Source organism: Filomicrobium sp. (assembly GCF_025698805.1).
GTDB classification, from domain to species: Bacteria; Pseudomonadota; Alphaproteobacteria; order Rhizobiales; family Hyphomicrobiaceae; genus Filomicrobium; species Filomicrobium insigne.
Window position 1 is genome coordinate 491,756 of record NZ_JAILWT010000001.1, and the last position, 22,877, is coordinate 514,632.

The 22,877-nt window shown below is 59.2% G+C and carries 10 protein-coding genes; 8 read left to right on the forward strand and 2 right to left on the reverse strand.

Features of this window, described 5'->3' with window-relative positions; genetic code table 11:
* Positions 1-558 precede the first annotated feature (558 nt).
* The 8 genes from K5845_RS02280 to K5845_RS02315 all read left to right on the forward strand — a co-directional run bounded on the left by K5845_RS02280 (position 559) and on the right by K5845_RS02315 (position 18,689).
* Entirely contained in the window at positions 559-1,911 is a 1,353-nt protein-coding gene (locus K5845_RS02280; protein WP_287958285.1) for a molybdopterin molybdotransferase MoeA, read from the forward strand.
* Between the two features lie 154 nt (positions 1,912-2,065).
* Positions 2,066-4,567, forward strand: coding sequence for a transglycosylase domain-containing protein (locus K5845_RS02285; protein WP_090226772.1), 2,502 nt, complete (start codon positions 2,066-2,068; stop codon positions 4,565-4,567).
* Between the two features lie 257 nt (positions 4,568-4,824).
* Positions 4,825-7,578, forward strand: a complete 2,754-nt coding sequence (locus tag K5845_RS02290; RefSeq protein WP_287958287.1) for a DMT family transporter — start codon at positions 4,825-4,827, stop codon at positions 7,576-7,578.
* A 154-nt stretch (positions 7,579-7,732) separates the two neighbouring features.
* Positions 7,733-8,347 carry a hypothetical protein gene (locus K5845_RS02295; protein WP_046477395.1) on the forward strand — a complete coding sequence of 205 codons (615 nt, stop codon included), beginning with the start codon at positions 7,733-7,735 and terminating at the stop codon, positions 8,345-8,347.
* A gap of 517 nt (positions 8,348-8,864) precedes the next feature.
* A complete protein-coding gene (locus K5845_RS02300) occupies positions 8,865-14,156 on the forward strand; it encodes an alpha-2-macroglobulin family protein (RefSeq protein WP_287958288.1) in 5,292 nt (1,763 codons plus the stop codon).
* A gap of 20 nt (positions 14,157-14,176) precedes the next feature.
* Positions 14,177-16,297, forward strand: a complete 2,121-nt coding sequence (gene pbpC / locus K5845_RS02305; RefSeq protein ID WP_287958290.1) for a penicillin-binding protein 1C — start codon at positions 14,177-14,179, stop codon at positions 16,295-16,297.
* Positions 16,298-16,452: 155 nt separating this feature from the next.
* Positions 16,453-17,568 (forward strand): extracellular catalytic domain type 2 short-chain-length polyhydroxyalkanoate depolymerase, encoded by a 1,116-nt coding sequence (locus K5845_RS02310; RefSeq protein WP_287958292.1) that lies wholly within the window; start codon positions 16,453-16,455, stop codon positions 17,566-17,568.
* 140 nt (positions 17,569-17,708) lie between these two features.
* On the forward strand, positions 17,709-18,689 hold the full coding sequence (locus K5845_RS02315; protein WP_287958293.1) for a hypothetical protein: 981 nt from the start codon (positions 17,709-17,711) through the stop codon (positions 18,687-18,689).
* A 20-nt stretch (positions 18,690-18,709) separates the two neighbouring features.
* Here K5845_RS02315 and K5845_RS02320 read toward each other — a convergent pair whose 3' ends face one another.
* Positions 18,710-19,759, reverse strand: a complete 1,050-nt coding sequence (locus tag K5845_RS02320; protein ID WP_052743743.1) for a LysR family transcriptional regulator — start codon at positions 19,757-19,759, stop codon at positions 18,710-18,712.
* Positions 19,760-20,128: 369 nt separating this feature from the next.
* Entirely contained in the window at positions 20,129-22,783 is a 2,655-nt protein-coding gene (locus K5845_RS02325; protein ID WP_287958296.1) for a TIGR02302 family protein, read from the reverse strand.
* Between the last annotated feature and the right edge of the window lie 94 nt (positions 22,784-22,877).

The following is a 22,877-nucleotide window of genomic DNA, read 5'->3' on the forward strand; positions in this document are numbered from 1 at the left end:
CCATGGCGCGTCAGTTGTTGCGCCGCAGCACTAGACCAAGCCCATGATTTGCAAGTAGATTAGGATCTGCTGTTTTCGGTGACACTTTAAGCCGTGACGCTTTTTTCCCCAAGTTGTGCAGTTGCACAGCTCGATGTGTCGCATGGGCAAGAAAGTTCGTGTCAAGATAAAGCTTCCGCGATAACATGATTATGCGGTGTGCAAAGTAATGCGTAGGGCAGATGAGGGGTCGGACTGTCCGCTGCAAGCTTTGGCTAGCGCGTTTTGTAAGCGGGGTTTGTTATGATGGCTGCCAAATCTTTTTTTGTTGTGGTGCTTGTCACCTTAGCTGGACCAGCGATCGGGATCGGACTGTTCGTCCTGTTAAACACTTTGTAACGGGGTTAGCCTCGGACGCAAGTGGCAATCTTATCGCCTGTCGATATGTCATGCGAATGAAGGTCTGATCTGACGCCATAGCGGTGCGTTAGATCTTGCCCACGACGTGGGGGCGTGTACGATGACTGTATGGTATGACCATCTGGTTCATCGTGTTGGCGCTGCGCTTGAATTCAAGTCGTGGCAATCTGGAACGTAGCTGCGCCAACCTTCTTCAACCTTCTTGAAACACACGCGAGCGTGACACCCCTCATGTCACAACGGCCTATCGACGACTGCTTCCGCCCCCTTGAACCTCGAATGAAGCACGACAAAGCCATTGCGCTTCTCAAAGAGCGCATTGTGCCCGTCGTAGACACCGAGGAAGTTAATCTCACGACTGCTGGCGGACGCGTGCTTGCGAGGAATGCCGTCGCGAGTTTCGAAATACCCGCGCACACGAATGCAGCCGTTGATGGCTATGCTTTCGCGTTTTCCGATTACGACGCGGAGAAAGGCGTCGATCTGCCCGTGGTAGGTCGAGCCGCCGCAGGGCGTCCGTTTGAGGACACAGTGAAATCCGGTACCGCGGTGCGCATTTTGACCGGTGCTGTGCTTCCCGGCGGCGTCGACACAATTGCGATGCAGGAAGATGTCTTACGCACCGAAGCTGATGTCATACGGGTTCGAATCCCCGGCGGTCTCAAAGCAGGAGCGAATGTTCGCCGCGCTGGCGAAGATGTAAAGACCAGCGAGACGCTGTTCGAGGCCGGCCACATTTTGAGACCGCAAGATTTGGCCGCACTCGCCTCAGCCGGCATTGCGGCCCCTCTCTGCTTTAAGCGCCTTCGCCTCGGGATTGTTTCCACGGGTGACGAGGTTATTGCTGTCGGGAGCCGTGCGCTCGACCATGGCGAAGTTTATGATGCCAATTCGCCGATGTTGTCTGAACTCACGCGTCTCGCGGGTACAGAGACCGAATACCTTGGTATCTGGCCGGACAAGCCCGAAGAGGTCGAACAGCGGCTGAAAGCAGCAGCCGAACGTTTCGACGTCATCCTCACGACCGGTGGCGCCAGCCGCGGGGAGGAAGATCATATATCCCGCGTACTTGAGCGTTTGGGCACACGACATTTCTGGCAGCTCGACGTCAAGCCTGGCCGTCCCATGATGTTCGGCCAGATTGGAAACACGGTTGTCGTCGGGCTCCCGGGCAATCCCGTCGCCGTTTTCGTGTGCTTCCTGATGTACGTGTTTCCTTTGTTGCGGAAGCTGAGCGGTGCTCAATGGTTCGAGCCTCACCGTATACGTCTTCCCGCTGACTTCGAGGTTGCCAAACGCAAAATCGGACGCCGCGAATTCTGGCGGGGCATGATGGTGCCATCCGACACTGGCCTTCGCGCAGGTAAATTCAAGCGCGACGGATCTGGGCTCATCTCGGGATTGCGGGCGGCCGACGGCATCATCGAAGTTGCAGAGGACGTGCCACACGTTCAGCCCGGCGACATGGTTCAGTTTATTCCTTTTTCCGAGTACGGCATTCCCTCCCGGTGATTGCGTTTCGCGTTTCAGCGCGCCCGAGTAAGGCCTCAACCTCATTCTCTCAAACGCTCAGACGTCGTGCGGTCGCCACAAAGAGCGCCTAAACGCGCAATGAGACGTGCGGCGTTTTCATTTCGCCACGCGCCCGTTGGCGAGCCATTTTTCAATGATCACTATCGCGAAATTGCTGATGCTGCTTCTCGAGCTGGCGGTAGCGCTGCCGGTGAGGATGGTGCGTTTCGCAACGGACTGGATCTTCTTCAATCCACGGATTGGTCCGTTGCGTTATGTGGCATGGGCCGCGTTTGCGTATCTCTTTTTCGCGCTCACCCTTGTTTACATCATCGCGCCGATCCGCGGCTATGCGGGCCAAGCGTATCTGTCCGAAAGGCTGCGCTACGATGCCGAACGTTGGCTCGCGACTGCGATCTACGATGCGGAAGGCAATTTTGTTGGCACGTTTGATCCCCGCCTCGACAGCCGACAAGACGTGAACTGGACGGGCCAAGCCATCGAGGTCGGGCACTACGTCGCCAATCCGGATCACAAATCTATACCGGTCCGCGATGTACCAGAGAACTACTGGAAGTGCCTCACCTATCACGAGGATCGCTACATCGGTACGCCGCTCAATCCTTTCGGCATCGACCTTCTGGGTGTGCTCAAGATCCCCTATTCGACGATCCGACGCTCCATCGCGCTCAAGCGCCTTAGCCTCGGCGTAGGCGGTTCGACGTTGCCGATGCAGCTGGCCCGCGTGATCTACAAAACCCCACCGCATCTGAAGGAAAGCACCGGTGAGAAGATCCGGCGAAAGCTCGCGGAATGGTGGCTGGCGCCCGTCATCTACTTCGAACTGACGCGGGATGGCGATGAAACCGCGCTGAAACAATGGGCTGCCAATCATCTTTGGCTGGCCCAGCGCACCGGTGGCCAGTCCCTCCACGGTGTCGAGGTTGCAAGCCAGATCGTTTTCGGGAAGGAAGCGAAAGATCTTTCGGTTGCTGAACAGTTCATTTTGGCTTCGGCAGTCAACAAGCCGATCATCCTGCTGGAAGGCAGCGAACGACTGAACGCCGTGCGGCTTGATCGCTGGCGCTATATCGCGGAAGTCCGCGCCCGCACCTGCGCAGAAGCCTTGATAGACGACCCGGCCGAGCAGGCGCGCGTCGTTTTCGATCTCGTTGGCCTCGCGGGTGGGCCGCCCGATCCGCAGGTCAAACCTAAGCTGGAGGCGGCACTAGAACTCAACGCGCCCGACCGTGCCGCGCGGGCGCGGGCAAACCCCGTTATTCGCGCCAATACGCTGATGCCATCAGCGCGGTTCGGTATTCGCGAAGAGATGAAACAGATCTATGGCTTCGACTGGCGTAACCACGTACGAGGGGTGACGACCACGTTTGATGCAGCTGAAAATCTGGCGTTTCACGGCAAAATCGAACAGACGCTCATGCGGCTAAACCACAAGTGGGGCAACCGGCTCAACCCCGGTTACACGTTGGACCCGCAAAAGACCGGACCCGATCTCAAGATCCCTGACGTTACCGTTGTCGCCGCGGATGCTGCCGGGAATATCGTGCGGTACTACGAGAGTGGGGAAACAGCAGCCTATTTCGGATCACCGTTTGCGCGCGATACGGAAAACGGGTCTTACGTCGCCAGCCGCGAAGGCCGCATGCTGGCCTCCACCGGCAAGGTTCTGGCCGCAATTGCAATCGCAAACGAAGGCAAGGATGGGGCGGATTCGTTGTACCTCGATACGAACGCTCCGGCTCGTGGCCTAGAAACCTGCAGTCATCATGGAAATCTGAGACGTGGCCGGCAGGCGCGCGTCGTATTTGCCTGTTCTCTCAACGAGCCGCTTATGATCCGCACGGCGCAGATTGGGCAGGCGCGGGTTAAAAAACTCATCGACGCGTTCGGTTTCAACATGCCGCCTACTGATGTGAGCGGGGCGGGGACTCCTCCATCAACCGCAGTTGTCCTAGGGCAGATTGCGGGGTCGCCACGGCGCGTGCATCAGATGTCCGGCGTCGTCCTGGCTTCGCTCTTAGGCCGAGACCGTGCTGGAGTTCGGCCCCCGTCTCTCATTAGAGATTACGACTACACCAACATCGCAGAGGACCAGTCGGAAACGAGCCGCCCTAAAGGCATTATCGTCCCCCGCGACGTGATCGCGCGTGACGCCCGACCCCTTCTCAAATCGCTCCTCGAAGCACCGCTTTGCTATGAATCCAATAGGACGTCCCATGGAACGCTCAAGAGCCTTAATGCATGGTGCGCTTCCCGCCGCAACGGCCTGCGTTTGCATTTTGCGAAGACCGGCACGCAGGTCTCGGAAGACCCCAACGCGACGGTTGATGGCTGGGTAACGGGCGGATTGCAGTTCGACAATGGCGCTGCGTACTCCTACGTCGTACTCGTTGGAACTGGGACTGCCTCCGAGCCGTGGGCACGGTCGCTTCATTCCTCCCAGATCGCTGCTCCATTGGTCGCGACATTACTTGGTGACCTGGAAGCACACGCGCGCCAACATCCACAATCGCATTTGCTCCCGGCATCAAATCGGACGCTCGACAGAAGGCCGGTCACAGAGCCGAAACTGTCAAGCCACGCTCCGCAACCGATGAGCGAAGCCGAACGTCAGCGCGTGTTCAATCTGAACTAACGTGCAAGCCGCACTCGGCACTTGGCGTTCACGTTATTGACAGTTGCATTTTGACGTCACATTCGCGCCGCGCTCAAGCCTAAAACCCTCCGTACTCCTTGTAACCGATCACGCACGCCAGGAAGGCCGGGCGCACACGATATTTCGAGGCAACACGCCGCGTACAAGGCATCGCGGAACGGCTGCGGCGGGAATCCGGCGCTGTTTCCGAAAAACGAGAACGTGCCTATCGCGACAGAGTTTGACAGGTCTATCCGATGGCGTTTTCAGATGACGCGCGGCGGCAGCAGGATTTGGCTCGTCCGCAGCATGGCCGCTTCAGTACGAGTGACGGCGACTGGGTCGACCCAGACGATACGCCACGTGATTGGAAGAAAGTAATTCTGGTTATCGGGCTCGGCGCGTTGTCGTGGGTGGCGACGTATGTCGGCATGCTCGAACTCATTGAGTCGAACCTCGGTTCGCTGCCAATCGGGCACCGCATTATCATTGGCTTTTCGGTCGCTATGCTGATGACGATGATCATCTGGCTGCTTGACCAGATTTTCAGCCCAATCAATACCTCAACCAAGATCGTCTACATTGCCGGCTACCTGTTCTTGAGCCTTATCTCGATCGGCTTCGGCTTTGGCTTCTACTGGAAAGTTTTGGAAAGTCGTCAGGAGTCGACGCGATCGGCAGAAGCTGCGGTCGCGCAAGTTCAAAACTCGTTGCACGCTGGCTCAACGCGCCTGGAACAACTCAACGCGACGCTCGTGCAATTGACCGAACTTTCCTCTGCGAAGGCGATCGAGGAGAGGGAGAAGGGCACGACGTGTCCCAATAGCCGCCCCGGCGACGGCCCCCGCCGTAAGCTGCGCGATGATGATGCGCAGCGTTTCCTCTTTGCATCTGAATTCGTCAAAGGCCGCATTGCGACGGTCAAAGCGGAGCTATCGTCATTGGATGGCGATCTCGCGAAGGTGGTGAAAGGCGATCCCTCAACGATCGATGCCGAGACAGGAACGCGCAATGATTTTCTAAACGGCCTCAACCGGAGGCTCGATATGACCGTGACGGGTTTCAACGCGTTCCGGGGCGATCCTCAGCTGCGCCAAATCCGTGCTGATCTCGATGACCGAGCCGGAAAGACGATATTTCCAACGTCGAGTGGAGGCACCTTCACTTGCCCCGATCCACAGCTACAGACAGCATTGCGTGGTGTGGTTCGTGCCATCGATCAGTTGCCGCAACTTACCAAGCCGCGCATTGCGGCCGTTGAAGGTTCGGAGGCCACCATCGAAGCGTTTCGCCGTCTGACCGCAACGCTTCAAGGCGCACTCGTTCTTGACCTGCCGCCCTCCGCTGAAGAGCTACGGGAGTTGCAGAAGAAAGCGGTGCAATCCGTTTCGGAAGCGAGCACCAACGGGCAAGCCCCACCTGGCGCTCGCATTTCGGCAGGCCTTTCGCCGCGTGATTACATTCCGCTCGCAATCGCTGCGTTCGTCGACCTCTGCCTCTTGCTCGTCTCCATGGGGCGTCCGATGAACCGGCTCAATAATCTGGTACCGATCATGCGTGAGGCCGAGCGCGGTCCCATGATCAAGATCTTGTCGCGCTTCAATGAGATCCATCGCGACCCAGAAATCCGGCAGAACTTCGAGGTCTTCCGGCATGTCGTGTTTGATATGTATGGCGCGTACTATGTCGCCGTGCCGCTTGACGCACCTTACAAACCACATGAGCGCAACGGCGCAAATGGGTTCGGCTTCGGTGCGAGCGATGCGCAGGACCTCCAGCATGAAGCTCACTTGCTGGCAAACCTGTTTTCCGGTTTCGAGCAGCAGCGCATTTTCTCGCGCGTCTACAATCCGTTTTTGTCGACCCGTGCGATCCAGCGCAAGCTTTGGCGGCAAGGCAGCAAATTTGCCGGTTGTCATGCATTTCGCGTCTATCGTTTCCGGGACGGTGCCTGGTCGGACATGATCCTTCAGGCGGTCATGGGCGCTGCGCGGCGCGTGGAAGAGGAGAAGCGTCGCAGACAGAGATTGGAAGACGAAGCCGCAGTACAGCGCGGTCCGGAATTAGCGATGGGCACCTCTGAGCAAAAAGCTGAAAACGGCCGAACACGTGAGCCGCAAGACAGGAAGGACCGCTGGCCGCATCTCGATATACCGGCGCCGGATCTGCGCGATAGCGGCGCTGAACGCGCGAAGGCGTATGCTATTTCCGGTCGACGTAAGACGCGCAAGGCCAATGGCCATTTCAACGGCCACCGTATTCCAGTCGCCTCTGCCGAACTAAATGGCAGTGCCACCGAATACGCGAACGGTTCAGGTCTGGCGGCAAACGGGAACGGCCACGCGGCAAAGATTGCGAACGGGGCCGCACGTAGCGGCGCGCGCATCAACGCCGATGCAGAGCGCGAAGCCACTTTGCGTTCTGCCTTCGGCCGCTATGCCGCAACCGCCGCCTTTGAACTCAACAACAATGACGCGTTCTATGCGGACCTGGAAAATACCCTCGACGAACAACCCGAAACTCATTCGAACAAACAGGATGTCAGGGTAGAGACCGAGACCATCCGCACCACTGCTGACGACGAGGCCATGGAAAAGCGAAACGCTGCCGATGTTCTTCCTTTCAAACCACCGGCGTCCGCGTCCAACGACACCATCAAACAAGCCGCCACTTCGCTCGTGGAGAAAGTCCGTGAGGTCATGCCGTCGGAGGCGCGCGAGACGACCGTTACGATGACGCGTGAAACGGCGACGTTCAGCATCCCCGTAACCGAAGCGCGTTTGCCGATTATGTCCGCCGAGCGCGTTCCGCACGATTCGGTCGAAACTGAAATCTCTGAAGAGACGGTTGTTTCGCTCGTCCCACCTCCGCTGCCTTCATCCGCGCAACAAATTGTAACGGATGTAGAGGTCGTGGAGGACGCAAACACTGAGACTCAAGACGATGATGAAGCCCGACTTGTCACGCTCGTCAGCCGACTTCGGCCCGCTCCGGGGGGAGAAGTGCTTTGAATACGCTTGATATGCGCGAAGCGTGCCTCATTCGATGCAATCCGCAACGGTTGCTTAACCGTCTTCAGCGATTAATGGGCTTCAGAACTTCGGGGCCTGCCGAACCCTATCAACCGGCAGACCGGACATCGCACTGAATAAAGGAAAAGCTTCTATGCGCGCCAAGTCTCCATCGGGTTGCCAGGTCGTCAAGAAAGATCAGAAGTGCGCAGTCCTAAGAGCCTTTGTATTGCGCAGCCTAGAGTCGCGCCGACTGAGTGGCGCCGACTGCAGCTCTATCTGCCTCGTTGCGCGTTCCCTCGAGAGCCCGGCTGCACGCGTATTGGCCTCATTGGCCGACGAGATCGCGGCACTTCGCATTAACGTTCGCGCTGTCATCACGGCCATCGACAGCAACGAATTCGGCGGCGACAGCACTGTTAAACTTTGCGCTCCGTTTACCGCTGAAAGTACCCGCGTCGTGCATGATGCCCGACTGTATGATGCCCACGAACAGCTCATCCTCGACGATGCTACGACATGGGTCGGCGATTGCATGCGGCGCGAGCCTTCAAAAACCGATGCCTTCGAACGCTTCGCGGAGAACTGCGCCGTTTCGACGAAGTGGAGCCAGCAGGCCTTCAATAGCCTATGGCGTGCCGGCCAACCCGCAAAGTTTGACGCGACGCCGAACGTTGGTATCGCCGCGATGACAGACGCACTTAAGGCCATTGCTGTACCCGGCCAAAGCGTCAAGGAAGTTCTGCTGAACTCCGCTACGCGCCACTAACCTTAGTGAGACAGTGGATTGCCGCTGCAGCGCAACGCTGCGGTGGCGAGGCCGCCGGAGAAGGGATGGAACCACGCACGTGGCGCCGAGCGCCGATTCATGGCGTGATCTTTCTTGCGCAGATGCGCACGTCCCGTTGGACCCTGGCGTTTAAATAGGCCGGATCAAGGTCTTTGGCGCATCTGCGTCCAGCCCACGTCCGCCCGGCGGCCTCTCTATTTTCCAGAAACAAGCCCTCCCTTCTCACGGAAGGGCAGCGCCGCATTTTTACGCCAGCGTAGTCGGGGTATCTTGCCAATATTCCTCGCGTGTTCTTGCGATCGATCCACGTCGCGCATCACAATGGCACCGGTTGGAAAATTCACGCAAATCCCGGCAACACCGGATAAGTCAGTTTACTGTCAAGCTTCGGCCATGCGGGTCTGATGGGCTTCAACTTCGCACGGCTTGGTGATCTAGTCGTGCAGGATCGCAAATTGTGATTGTGCTCCCTGGCTTTATTTCGAGGTTGCCCCCCATGCACTCATTTTCGCCGAGGCGTTTTGTCGAGGCCGCGTTGCTGCTAGCGACGGTTACGGCCGCATTCCTAATCACCTTTCTTCCAGCTGCCGCTCAGGAGGCGAAGTTCGCTCATCAGCAGTTGGAGGAGGATGCGAAGCGCTACGAGTCCTATCTCGTAGAAAACTGGGCGGACAGAAACGCGAATATCAAAACACTGTTGGCGAAGGGCGGACAGGACCTCGGAAAGGATCCACGCGCAGCATCTCGCTCGTTTGCCGCAGCGGCCGGCAGCGCGCGAAGCAACAGCGCAGCTTGGCTTGGACTCGCGCGTTCATTAATCGCCATCAATCCCAATCAGCTCAATGGTTCGGAGCGCTACGATATTCCGGTCAACGCCTCCGGCGCCGCATATCGCGCCTATCAACATGCCAGCGGAAATGCGCAGAAGGCGGAAGCGCTGAGCGTACTTGCTGACACTTTGCAACGCCGCGAATTCTGGCGGCCGGCACTGGAGGCCTTGAAGGTCAGTCTCGCGCTTGCGGACAACCCAAAGGTGCGCGCAACCTATGACAAGCTGCACAGCGCGCACGGCTTCCGCATGACGGACTACTCGACACAGACGGAAACGAATTCGCCTCGTCTCTGCCTGCAGTTTTCCGAAAGCCTAGCGCGTGGTCCGGTCGAGTTCGCAGACTTTATTTCTGTCAACGGCAAGGACGCACAGGCCGTGACGCCGGAAGGCAGCCAATTGTGCATCGATGGGCTTGCACACGGTCAGCGCTACGAAGTGCAGCTGCGTGCGGGGCTTCCCTCAGAGATTGGAGAGACGCTCGAAAAGACGATCGAAATCGCAGCGTATCTGCCGGATCGCAAACCGACTGTGCGCTTCACGGGACGTGCCTATGTTCTCCCGGCGCGCGGTCAGCAGGGTATCCCCGTTGTCTCCGTCAACACCGACACCGTTCAGGTGGAGGTTTTCCGATTCGGCGACCGTGCTCTGGCTGGCGCTGTGATCAACGGCGACCTGCAAAGGCAGCTTTCGAGCTGGGATCTCGAAACGATCAAGTCGCAATCGGGCGAAAGCGTTTACACCGGGAATCTGACCGTCAAGCGCGACCTCAACAAGGAAGTTACAACGGCCTTCCCGGTCAATGAAGCCATCGGCACGCTTAAGCCCGGTGCCTATGTCATGACGGCACAGGCGGCAACGCCAACCTCGGACTATCAGAATACTATCGCCACGCAGTGGTTCATCGTGTCCGACCTCGGACTGACGGCGTTTTCAGGCCGCGATGGAGTGCATGCCTTTGTTCGCTCACTGAGCGAGGCACACGCGGTCAGAGAAGTCGAAGTCCGGTTGATCGCGCGCAACAACGAGGTGCTCGCCACCGCCAAGACCGATGCGAATGGCTATGTGAAGTTCGACGGCGCGCTTGCACGCGGAGAAGGCGGCCTGCAGCCGGCTATCCTGGTCGCGCAGAATGGACTGTCCGACTATGCCTTCCTCGATATGACGACGGCGGCATTTGATCTTTCCGATCGCGGCGTCAAGGGTCGGGAGCCATCCGGCCCCATCGACGCATTCGTCTATACGGAACGTGGTGTCTACCGCCCCGGTGAAGACGTACACGTCGCTGCGCTTGTGCGAGACGACGAGGGCAAATCTTCCAACCTTCCTGTCACGCTGATCGTGACGCGGCCGGACGGTGTCGAACATCAGAGGCTCACGCTCGTCGATGAAGGTTCCGGCGGTCGCGCTGCATTGCTTCCGTTGTCGCACGGCGCGATGACGGGTACTTGGCGTGCGCAAGTCCATGTCGACCCGAAGGCCGCCCCGATCGCGCAGGCCGCGTTCCTGGTCGAAGATTTCGTCCCTGAACGACTGGACATGACGCTCAGTCCAAAGTCCGCTTCGATCGGCGTCAACGATCCGGCAACGATTGCAGTCACCGGACGGTACCTCTATGGGCCGCCTGCTGCGGGTCTCAAAATGGAAGGCGATGTCATTGTCAGAACCTCCAGCTCAGGCGTGCCGGGCTATTCCGGATATCGCTTTGGCCAGTCTGATGAAGAGATTACGCCGGTACGCGAGTCCCTGAACGAAATTGCCACGACCTCGCAGAAGGGCGAAGCCGACCTCAGCATTTCCCTGCCGAAGGTCGTGAAGACGGCAAAACCTCTGGAAGCCAAGGTCCTCGTGCGGCTTGCCGAACCCGGCGGACGCACGATCGAACGGCAGGTTACGTTGCCGGTCGATCTCGGATTGGAGCGCATCGGCATCAAGCCGTTGTTTAACGGAGACCGGCTCGGAGAAAGCGAAACGGCGCAATTTGACGTGCTCATGCTTGGAACCGACGGCAAGCCTGAAGCTGCTTCGGGGCTCGTATGGCAACTCAATAAGCTGGAAACGAACTGGCAATGGTATAGCCGCGGCGGTTATTGGACGTTCGAACCCGTGACATTGACGCGCAAAGTCGCGGACGGAAAACTTGAAGTGGCTGCCGAAAAGCCGAGCCGGCTTGAGATGCCGGTCAAGTACGGCCGCTATGTCCTCGAAGTTCAATCCGCCGGTTCGGCCGAGGTCGTAAGTTCCGTCGCCTTCACGGCCGGCTGGTATTCCGGAAGCGACCGGCCTGACAGTCCTGAACAGCTCGACATCGCACTGGACAAGGAAACCTATCAACCCGGCGATACAGCAAAGCTCAGGATCGCGGCAAAGCAGGGCGGCAAGGCCTTGGTCGCAGTCCTCGGCAACCGTCTTTATGCGATGCAGGAAGTTGATGTGCCCACAGGCGGCGGCGATGTCAGCATACCGGTTGGCGACAACTGGGGGCCCGGCGCCTACGTCACGGCCATTCTTTACCGGCCGATGGACGAAGCTCTCAAGCGCATGCCACAGCGGTCTCTTGGGTTGCAGTGGCTTGCTCTGGATCAGACCAAGCGCACGCTCAATATCGCGCTCAACGCTCCGGACAAGATTGAATCCGGCGCGACACTGCGTGTCCCCATTAAGGTGTCAGGATTTTCCGCGGGAGAGACCGCGCGCCTGACTTTGGCGGCTGTCGACGTCGGCATCCTCAATCTCACGAACTACAAAGCGCCTAAGCCGCAAACGTGGTTCTATGCACAAACGCAGCTTGGCCACGACATCCGGGACTACTATGGGCGGTTGATCGACGGCATGCGGGCAGAGCGTGGCACGCTGCGTTCGGGCGGCGATGCGGATGCCGGCATGCAGATGCAGGGCAGTCCCCCGGTTGAAGCCACTGTCGCAAAGTTCTCCGGCATTGTGGAAGTCTCCAGCGATGGTTCAGCGGAAGTAGAATTCGACCTTCCTGAGTTCAACGGCAGCGTTCGTCTCATGGCCGTCGCGTGGAGTGACAGCAGTGTCGGTTCGGCGACGATGGATGTAATTGTACGTGATCCAGTGGCCCTGACCGTGGCAGGCCCGCGTTTCTTGACACTCGGCGACAAGGCCCAGCTCGCTCTGGACGTCCACAACGTCGAGGGACCGGAGGCCACCTATGTCGTAAACGTTGCGCATGAGGTGACGGCCGGTGCCCAGGTTTCTCTTATTCAACGCGATGTGGCGTTGAAGACCGAGGAACGGCGAAGCGAAAGGTTGTCGCTTGAGCCAAAGTCCGTGGGACTCCAGACCTACCATGTGAACATCACAGGGCCCGACGGTATCGACGTGGCCAGAACTCTGACGTTCGACGTTAAGGCCCCTGCAGGTGATATCAAACGGACTACGATCGCCAGCATCAAGGCCAACGGCGGAAGCCTTTCTCTATCGGCCGACTTGCTACACGATCTCATTCCCGATCGTAGCGAGATCAACCTCTCGGTTGGCCCCGCGGCCCGGTTCGACGTCCCCGGCCTTTTGGCACAGCTTGACCGGTATCCCTATGGGTGCGCCGAGCAAACGGTGAGCCGCGCATTGCCGCTGGTCTATGCCAGTGCAGTGGCCCAGCGCAGCGGCGTGAAGATCGAAGCAGATCTTTCCGACCGAGTGCAGAAGGCTATCGATCGCGTGTTTGAAATGCAGGACGCTTCAGGCGCGTTCGGCGCATGGGGACCGGGCAACACGAACATGTGGCTGACGAGCTTCGTCACAGACTTCCTGACGCGCGCCAAGGAGGCCGGACACAAAGTCCGCGAACCTGGCTTCACACAGGCCCTCGATCGTCTCCAAAACTTCATCGCCTATGCGCAAGACTTTGAATCAGGCGGTGAAGATCGTGCCTATGCACTCTACGTGCTGGCCCGGAACGCCCGCGCACCCATCGGTGAACTGCGCTACTACGTCGATACGCGCCTCGACCGGTTCTCAACACCGCTCGCCAAAGCGCAGCTCGGCGCAGCCCTCGCGATGATGGGGGACAAGGAACGCAGCGGCATTGCCTTTAAAGCGGCGTATGCAGACCTAACCGGGTCGGAGGCGCAGGTGATTTCACTGCGCGATGACTATGGCTCGCGGTTGCGGGATGGGGCAGCACTCGTCGCGCTGTCTGCGGAAACAGGTATGGAGAATGAGCGTATCCCACACCTGATCGACGTCGTCGCGTCGGGCTACACCAACAGGCGGTATACCTCGACACAAGAACAGGCTTGGTTGCTTCTTGCGGTGAAAGCCCTCGGCGACGAGTCCGCTTCGGCTTCGCTGACGATCGGGGGCACTGCTCACAGCGGTCCTCTTGCACGCAAGCTGACGGCGGAAGAACTCAACACGGGATCTTTCAAGGTCACAAACGAGAGCGACGCTGATCTTGATGCCGTGATCTCAGTCGTCGGCGCTTCGCTCAACGCGGAACCGGCCGTCAGCAACGGGTTCTCCATCGAACGCAGCTACTTCAAACTTGACGGAACCGCAGTCGATCTTGCCAGCGCCAACGGTGGTAAAGCATCCATCGCTCAGAATGAGCGTCTAGTCACGGTGGTGAAGATGACGGCCGACAATGCCGGCGGACGAGTTCTTGTTGTCGATCGCCTGCCAGCAGGTTTCGAGGTCGAGAACCCCCGGCTTGTCGCGTCGGGTGATCTTTCGAGCCTGAGCTGGTTGAAAAGCGACGTCTCGCCAGAACACACCGAGTTCCGGGATGACCGCGTCGTCGCCGCCTTTAACCTCTTCGGACAGAGCCGCAGCGATGTGAAAGCTGCTGGGATGACAGCTACAGTTGCCTATATCGTCCGCGCTGTGACGCCGGGAGAGTTCGTGCACCCGGCCGCAACCGTGGAGGACATGTACGTCCCTGAACGGCATGCGCGGACGGAAGCAGGCACCTTGACCGTGACCGGCAAGAACTGAGTGAGCCTGAGGATACGCCTATGAGCCGGGCTCGACCCTTCCTAAAGATCGCGGCAGCAGGAGCTGCCGCGATCATCCCTGCCGGACTTTCCGCCGTGGCGGCATTCGAGATCGCGATTGCTCGGCTCGATCCACCGCCGCTTCAGGTTGCCGATCAACTCTCGGTCACGGTGCTTGACCGAGAAGATCGACTGCTTCGCGCGTTCACCACTGAAGATCACCGCTGGCGTCTCCCCATCACACATACCCAGGTGGACCAGCGTTATCTGAAACTTCTGTTCGCCTTCGAGGACCGTCGGTTCTGGACGCATGGCGGTGTCGATATGTATGCCGCCGGGCGGGCTGCGTTACAGCTCATCCAAAATCAGCGGATTGTGTCCGGGGCTTCAACACTCACCATGCAAGTCGCGCGACTTCTCGACCGACGTCATGAACGCACCGCCGCGGGAAAGTTCTCGCAAATCCTGCGCGCGGTTCAGCTAGAGCGTCAGCTCAGCAAAGGGCAAATCCTCGACATCTATCTAAGGTTGGCCCCCTTCGGCGGAAACATCGAGGGTGTGCGTGCGGCTTCCCTCGCCTATTTCGGACGTGAGCCAAATCGCCTGTCGCTGTCGCAAGCTGCGCTGCTCGTGGCGCTTCCACAATCGCCGGAGACGCGACGGCCTGACCGGAACTGGAAGGCGGCACGCATTGCACGAAACCGGGTGCTTCAACGCGGCGTCGCGGCTGGCGTCATTTCGCGTGCGGAAGCCGAATACGCCATGGCCGATGTGGTGCCGCACTTGCGTCGTTCGTTTCCTATGCTGGCGCCGCATCTGGCTGAAGCCGAACTGGTCGCTCATCCGGATCGCACCGTTCATCATCTGACCATTGACCGAAACGTCCAGGCCGCTCTTCAGACGTTGGCCACGCAGCACGCAGGCGCGCTCGGCCCTAAACTTTCAACGGCCGTGATTGCCGTAGATCACACAACGGGTGAGATCCTCGCACAGGTCGGGTCAGCGGGTTACTTCGACGGTGAGCGATTTGGTGCGGTCGACATGACGCGCGCTATCCGATCACCAGGATCGACACTGAAGCCGCTCGTTTACGGTCTCGGGTTCGAGGCCGGACTCGCGCATCCTGAGACGTTGATTGAGGACCGTCCCACGCGGTTCGGTTCCTACCGGCCAGAAAACTTCGACGATTCATACCATGGCACCGTCACGATTCGGGAAGCGCTAGGGCACTCCCTCAACGTACCGGCTGTCGCGATGCTCGATGCTGTGGGACCTGATCGGCTCGTCGGCCGTCTTAAAAGGTTCGGACTCACCCCGGTTCTGCCTGATGACGCGCACCCAAGCCTCGCTATTGCCCTCGGCGGCCTCGGACTGACGCTTGAGGATCTGGCGGGTCTTTATACGGGGTTGGCCAACGGTGGCCGTTACGTCGCGCTCACCCATTTGCGCGGAGACGCACAACGGCGCCACCTCACCGGCGCCGTCGCAGATGATGGAAAGCGCCGCCTCATGTCGCCAGTGGCGGCATGGTATGTGGGGGACATCCTAAAAGATGCGCCGCCGCCGGCCAATACGCGCGGCGGACGTATCGCCTATAAAACGGGGACGTCTTATGGCTACCGTGACGCGTTGGCGATTGGCTATGACGGCCGCTATGTCATCGCGGTCTGGGTTGGACGACCTGATGCGACCTCAACGCCGGGCTTGACCGGACGCACAGCCGCGGCACCCATCCTTTTTGATGCCTTCTCACGTCTGGAAGAACAGCGCGTGCCGCTCGCTCCAGCACCTGCCGGCGTACTCAGGGTTTCGGGCGCCGAGTTGCCGCCTCCCCTAAAGCGTTTCGGTCGCGAAGCGACAGAAGCCAGCTCAGGGGGATTCCTGCAGCAGCCCGTCGTTATCGCGTTTCCACCCGACCGCTCCGAACTCGAAGTCGGAGCAGGTCAACAGCCCGCTGAGCCTCTACTTCTGAAAGCGGAGGGCGGCCAATTGCCGCTCACCTGGCTTGTGGATGGACGCCCTCTGGATTCTTCGCCACACCGGCGCGAGGTCCTGTGGCAGCCTAATGGTCCTGGTTTCGCAAAGGTTTCCGTGATTGACGCGGAGGGTCGTGTCGATCGTGTCACGGTCCGCTTACAGTAAAACCCTAAATCCTACCCCACGCCATGCCTGCCGCTCTGATCGGCTCGGTGTGGCACTGCTTGGTCAGCGGGCTTATTGTCACGATAAATCCCGCCCGCGATAGACGCGTAGAAAAAATTCATGCGTGGGCAGGCGGAATAGCAGGCGGGGGAACGATGAGCGTACTCTTAAATCTGTGGGCTCGGTGGTGGATGATGGCGGTCGGGATAATGCTTCTCGGCCTACTCTTCCTGGCCGGGCCAATGGGTTGGGATGCGCCAAGTCGCAAACCTGCAGCGTTGCCTGCCTTAGCGGCGCAACTTCATGGTACAACCGTGTCCGGGATATCATCCGGCGCCTATATGGCGGGACAGTTTCAGCTCGCCCACGCGGATATCGTCAGTGGGGCCGGCATTATAGCCGGCGGGCCCTATGCTTGTGCTGAAAGTGCCTTCGCAGGCGTTGTACCCGATAGCGGAACCGTTTTTCTAAATGCTTCCCGCGCAGTGAATGGCTGCATGCTCAATGCGCTCGCTATGTGGGGCATCCCTGATCCGGCTCTTCTTGCCGGCAAGGCGCGCACCTTCTCTAACGAAAACAAAATCGGCGCGATTGCAGACGTCACAACGGATCGCCTCTACCTCTTTTCAGGCCAGGAGGACACTGTGGTGAAGCCGCCCATCGTAGCGGCTGCGGTGGCCTTCTATCGAAATCTTGGCGTTCCTGACGGGAACATTCTTTATGTCAGTGATGTGCCTGCGGGGCATGCGTTCGTCACTACCGATTCCGGCGGCGAATGTTCGGTGTCGCGCTCTCCGTACATCACGGATTGCGACTACGACCAAGCCGGGGTCATGCTCAAACAGATTCTCGGTCAGCTGGCCCCGCCGCAGGAGCAGCTTGCAGGTCGGTTCCTCGAATTCGATCAGGACCCCTTTACCGAGAATATTTATGATCATGGTATGGGGCCATCCGGTGTCGTGTTCATTCCGGACTCGTGCCGCGACGAGGCCGGATGCCGGTTGCACGTCGCTTTTCACGGCTGCCTGCAAAATAGAGCTGCTGTCGGCGATGCCTTCATAAAGGAGAGCGGCCTTGCACGTTGGGCCGCGTCCAACCGGCTTATCGTTCTGTTTCCTGAAGTCAGTACCGGTGCGCTTAATCCCCAGGGCTGTTGGGATTGGTGGGGCTATACCGGTCGTCAATACCTGACCCGGGATGCCGCCCAGATCCGTGCTGTTCGAGCCATGCTAGACCGGCTGGCCGGGCCTGCAGCAAGTGCGTCTTTGTAGTTGACGCAGATCAATGCGACGAACGGCGTGGTTACGGTTTTGTGCCCACGGGCACTAGAAGAAGACAACCGTCATCTGCCGGCCATTTCTCTGGCATCGTCGTGGCGTGACGGATGGGCTCGATTTGGGGGATACACGCTTTGCCGAATACCTACCGCCTTTCCGAGTTGGTGTGGTCTCGGCCTGCGGCCCCCAGCGCAGCAAGCGGCTGGTTTGAGACGGGGTCACGCGCTCTGGCGATCCTGGCTCTCGCGGTATGGGTCGGCGCGGGTGTCTGGCAATCAGATGCGGGCGAACCTGAGCGCGTCGCAAGCGATACTCCGCAAGCTGCCACGCCAAAGTCCAAAAGCTCCGCACCGACAGCGGAATACATGGTCGCCGCCTATGGCGGGATGCCATACACCTACGACAGTCAGGTAAATCTCAAGAAAGCTGGCCAGCACGACTTCAGCGCCGAGCCTGTCGCATGGCGCGGCGAACCGTTCATCGACCCGATCTACTACGGTGTTCGCGTGCTGCGTTGGTTCGGCGAAGGGCGGACGGGCACCATGCTGGACTTCACGCACTCGAAGACAATCGCGGAACTCCAGAACGATGCAAAATTCAAAGGGCTTCTGAACGGTAGCCAAGCACCAGAAGTCGCGAAATTGAACGACGTCTTCAAGCGGCTGGAGTTCAGCCACGGCCACAACATGTTGACGCTGAATGGCCTGCTTCGGCTGGCGAACTTGCACCCGCGTCTGTCGCCCTACGTCGGCCTCGGCGCCGGTATCAATCTGCCGCACACTGAAATTCAGTTGCAGTCAGACAAGCGTCGCACCTACGAATATCAGTTCACAGGTCCCGTGGTTCAGGCACTCGTCGGACTCGAATTCCGGCTGCCGAGGATGAGCTATTTTCTAGAGTATAAGTTCTCATTCGCGAGCTATGACGTGCCTCTGACGGGGCTTGATGGCACTAAGATCGGGTTGTTTGCAGATCTATACCGGCAAGCCATGCGGTGGTTCTCAGGCGAAGAGCCGGCGCAGGGCCGCTTAACAACTGAGCTTGCCAGCCATCAGGTCATCGGTGGCCTCGGCGTACGGTTCGCGGTGCGGCCTGCCGCAGCAGCTACCCCTTAAATGGTGTCACTCATGACATATTACGCGCGCTTCGCAGTCTTTTTCCGGGGACGCGGGGCGCGCTTGCGTGCGGGCGCTGGCGTTTTGGAACGGGTCGGCTGAGGGGCAGCGGCCTGCTGGTTTTCCTTTGCCGACCGAATGCGCCCGCCGTCGCCAGATACGGGGACGTCCTTGCACTGATGATCCTCATCGACGGCGGCACGCGTCCAGGCCGCGAAGAAATCGACGAACGAACGTAAACGCGGCAGCATGTGACGGTTCCGCGGATAGACTGCCCAAACGGCACTGTCTCCGGTCGTATCGTAATCCTCAAGCACCGTCCTGAGGCGACCGTCCGCGAGAGCCGAGCGAACGCGCCCGCTCGATACGCGGATCAGCCCATGTCCATCGAGGGCAGCTCGCATCAGGAGGCGATCGTCGTTCGTGCGCAACCTTCCTGTGACACGCACACTACGCTGTGCATTGCGCCGGGCGAACGGCCATGCCCAGTCTTCACCGTGAACCAGACAACAGTGGCGCTCCAGCTCGTTGGGTGTCTTTGGCACGCCATGCTTATCGAGGTAAACTTGTGAGGCTGCGATAACATGCGGGTTGGTCGCCAAACGTTTCGCGATCAAAGCGCTGTCAGCAAGGACTCCCGTCTTGATCGCAACGTCGAAGCCCTCTTCCTGGAGGCTGACGTTGCGGTCCGTTAATTCAGCGTGAATTTCTATTTCTGGGTGCTGGCGCATGAAGGACGAAATACCTTCGCCGACTTCGCGGCCGCCTATGTGCACGGGCGCGCTGATCTTCAGCTTTCCTCGCGGACTTTTGACGTTGCCGTCGACGCTCGCACGGGCCAGCTCAAGCTCCGCCAGGATGCGATCGACATGCTCTAAAAAGAGAGCACCTTCTTCTGTGATCCGGATTGAGCGTGTCGTGCGATCGAAAAGACGAACGCTGAGTTCATCTTCGAGAGCCTGTAGCCGCTTCGAGATTGTGCCCGGCGTGAGCGACATCTCTGTGCCCACCGCAGAAAGATTCTGCATCGCCGCAACGCGCGTAAAGATGCGCAGATCCTGAATGTCCATCAGCCTTCCCCGCCGACCTATGCCCCAAGGTCAGGCGCGGTGCCCGAAAACGAGTCCCGTTGTAACGCAGCGGTATCGCTGCGCATCGATTGGCTGACGGCCACGTGCCGCGTGCCAATAACCGACGTCATGAGAATCATCACTCCCGTGCACCACCATCGGCGGACGCTCCCTGCGCCGCCGCACCTCAATTGTCCTGGTCTCCCCTTTTTTGGTTCTAATGGTGATGGCTGGGATGGGCAAACGTCGATCCGTTCACTGCTGCTCAAGAATTGTGAAGCATGTCGCGATCGCCACAGGCGGTTTTGAAGCTCTTGACAGGAGCTTCAGAACCAGCCTGCGATCTGAGAATCAATATGCTTGCTTTGATCAGAAGCGCTGGAGCAATCGCTCGATATAATCGAGCTCAGAAGGTGGGCGTTGGGCTTCACCCAAACGGCGGCGTAATTCTTCAAGAATTTGCCGTGCCCGCTGCATGTCGATCTCGTCAGGTACTTTTACAGACGTCCCCTGATCGGGACCCTGCGAACGTTGCGGCCGTCCCAGAGGGTCACGCGGTGCATCGCCATTCTGGCCGTAGCGCTGCGGCATATTCTGCATCATCTGCCGCGCCATCTCCTGCGCGCCCTGCCGCATCTGATCTAGCGCACGCGCCTGCTCCTGAGTAGCTCCGGCATAGTCCCCATTCTTCAGGGATTCTTCTGCGGCCTCCATGGCTTCGCGCGCACTGTCGAATTGATTGGGTGTTCCGCCCATACCACGCTCCTGCATGTCGCGCTGAAGCTGGCTTAATCGGTTGCGAAGCTCGGTCTGCCGGTCGCCGAGCTGCCCTGGTTGCCCCTGCTTACCGGGCTGGCCTTGTCCCATCTGGCCCTGTTCGCCTTGAGGGCCGCGCCGCTGGCCTTGTTGGCGGCCACCTTGGCCCATTTGCCCCTGTTGACCGCGCTGCCCGTTTTCGCCCTCGCGCCGTTGTTCGCCAAATGTGTCATCCATGAGCCGTTGCTGCTGGCCGACGATGTCACCCAGCTCGCTCATCATTTCCATCATTTGCTTGTTGGCTTCGCCCTGAGCCTGCGAATTTTGACCCGACTGCAGGCGGTCAAGCAAATCGCGTAGTTCACTCAGCATCTGCTGAGCCTGATCGCGCGAACCAGACTTAGCCATTTCCTCGATCTGCTTCATCATGCGCTCGAGGTCCTGCTGGGTCAGCATCTGGTTCTGCTGATCCGTGCCCTGTTGGGTCGGATTGTTTTGGGCATCTTTCTGAAGCTGCTGGAGATATTCGTTGAGTGCCTGACGCAACTCCTGCATTGCCTGCTGAATTTCCTCGTCGGAACTGCCATCCTGAAGCGCTTGAGACAGCTTGTCCTGCGCTTCGCGCAGGCGCCGTTCCGCATCGCTCAGGTCTCCATCTTCGATGCGCAGAGCGACGTCCCAGAGCTGATCAATCACGCTGTCCAGTCCCGGGCGTGTGTCGTCGCGCTTCAGGCGATAATACGCGGTGCGCAATCCGAGATAGACCTGAACGTCATCGATGAAGCCTTCGGGCTCCAAGGTCAGCGCACTGAGCGCACGCTCTACGGACACCCGATGCCGCGAATCTTCGACCAATTTGCGACGCTGCTCGATGACAGCGCGTGCCAAAGGGTTGCGGAAAATGCGCTGCGGCAACACCATCTCGATGGGCTTGGCTTCGCCAAGTTGCCCGGCAACATCAGTTGCCTGCAACGTCATGATCACGCGCAGGCCGGCCCAAGGATGTGATCCGAGCTCAAGATGCGTGATCGCTTCGCCTTCCTTAGCATTCGCCCGCGGCAAACGCAGATCAAGTTCGGGCGGACGCTGCAGAGGCAGACGTGGGCCGGTCAAAGTTTCCGGGCGAGCCCACGCCGTTGCGGGATCTTCTTCAGACTGCGGGGCGCGCACGACCTTGGCCCGGGCAGACGCCACGCCGTAGTCATCGGAAATTTTATAGGCCAACTTCATAGAGCCGCGCGGCGTCGCTTTCGGCTCTTCGGTCAATGCGATCTCGGGAGGTTGATCGGCAATGACTGCAAAGGTCCATGCCGCAGTTTCACTGCCATCGATCAATAAGCGCACGCGGGCGGGTTGCGTCAGCTCATGGCGCAGCTCCACAACGTTGGCAATGGTCCGGCCGGGCGCTTCGACGTTGTCGGCCTTGACGAGGATCGGCTGCTCATCTTCCGACTGGATCTCCAGGCTTATCGCCCCGAGATCAACGCCGCTGGCGCGGACGATCAATTGACTATTGTCTGGAATTTCCAAAAGCCCGGGGCGGTTCGCGTCGGCTTGCTGTTGCGGAGATTTTCCGCCATCGGCAAGCATAATGGGCGGCTTCGACGTGTAGGCCGGTGGCGTGATCCACGCGTCTACGCGTGCCTGAAGCACGGATGCTTCCGAGCGGAAGCGAAACGCACTTTGCAGTCTGTCTGAAAATTCGCTGCCCACCAGCGCCGTTGCAGCCACGACGCCAAACAACAAGAGAATGCGCAACGCCCAAGGGTCCTGCCGGGGGGTATCGGGGTGAGGCGGCGCAACGCGCAACTTTTCGAGCGCATTTGCCAAGCGCTTGCGGTGCGCCTGCCAGATCGCGAGCGTTGTGGCATTTGTTTCGCCCGCTGTGAGCGTATCTTCGTAGGACGTGGCGGGTCTGTGGGGAACCGTGGATTCAAGATCCAAACGCCGGATCGCGGCATCGCGTGTCGGCCATGGCGTACGGACGGCCCAGCCTATCGCAGCAACAAGCGCAACCGCGCTCAGCGCCAATACGATGAGATGAGCAGTGCTCCCCAAAAGCGGCCAAAGACCTAACAGGGAAGCGATGATGAACACGGCTACGACAGCCGCAATCATCCAAAGACGCGGCCAAAGCCGTTCAAAGAACAACGCCCACCGGCTACGACGGATTTTGCGCTCCAGCATCACGTTGATGCTGTTCTGCGTCGGATGGGTCGTCGCGGGTCCTGTTCCAGCCCCTTGCTGAGAACGAATTCCATCTGTCATGCGGCCAGCCTATCATGGCAAACGATCAGCGCATCCGGCAAATACGCTTGCGGATGTCACAATCTATTGCATGTAATAGAGGCGAGGCGCAGGC

Excerpts from the sequence above, each read along its gene's own strand:
- K5845_RS02285 (WP_090226772.1), top strand. The coding sequence starts at position 2,066 with ATGATCACTATCGCGAAATTGCTGATGCTGCTTCTCGAGCTGGCGGTA.
- K5845_RS02290 (WP_287958287.1), top strand. The coding sequence starts at position 4,825 with ATGGCGTTTTCAGATGACGCGCGGCGGCAGCAGGATTTGGCTCGTCCG.
- K5845_RS02295 (WP_046477395.1), top strand. The coding sequence starts at position 7,733 with ATGCGCGCCAAGTCTCCATCGGGTTGCCAGGTCGTCAAGAAAGATCAG.
- K5845_RS02300 (WP_287958288.1), top strand. The coding sequence starts at position 8,865 with ATGCACTCATTTTCGCCGAGGCGTTTTGTCGAGGCCGCGTTGCTGCTA.
- pbpC (WP_287958290.1), top strand. The coding sequence starts at position 14,177 with ATGAGCCGGGCTCGACCCTTCCTAAAGATCGCGGCAGCAGGAGCTGCC.
- K5845_RS02310 (WP_287958292.1), top strand. The coding sequence starts at position 16,453 with ATGAGCGTACTCTTAAATCTGTGGGCTCGGTGGTGGATGATGGCGGTC.
- K5845_RS02320 (WP_052743743.1), bottom strand. The coding sequence starts at position 19,759 with ATGGACATTCAGGATCTGCGCATCTTTACGCGCGTTGCGGCGATGCAG.
- K5845_RS02325 (WP_287958296.1), bottom strand. The coding sequence starts at position 22,783 with ATGACAGATGGAATTCGTTCTCAGCAAGGGGCTGGAACAGGACCCGCG.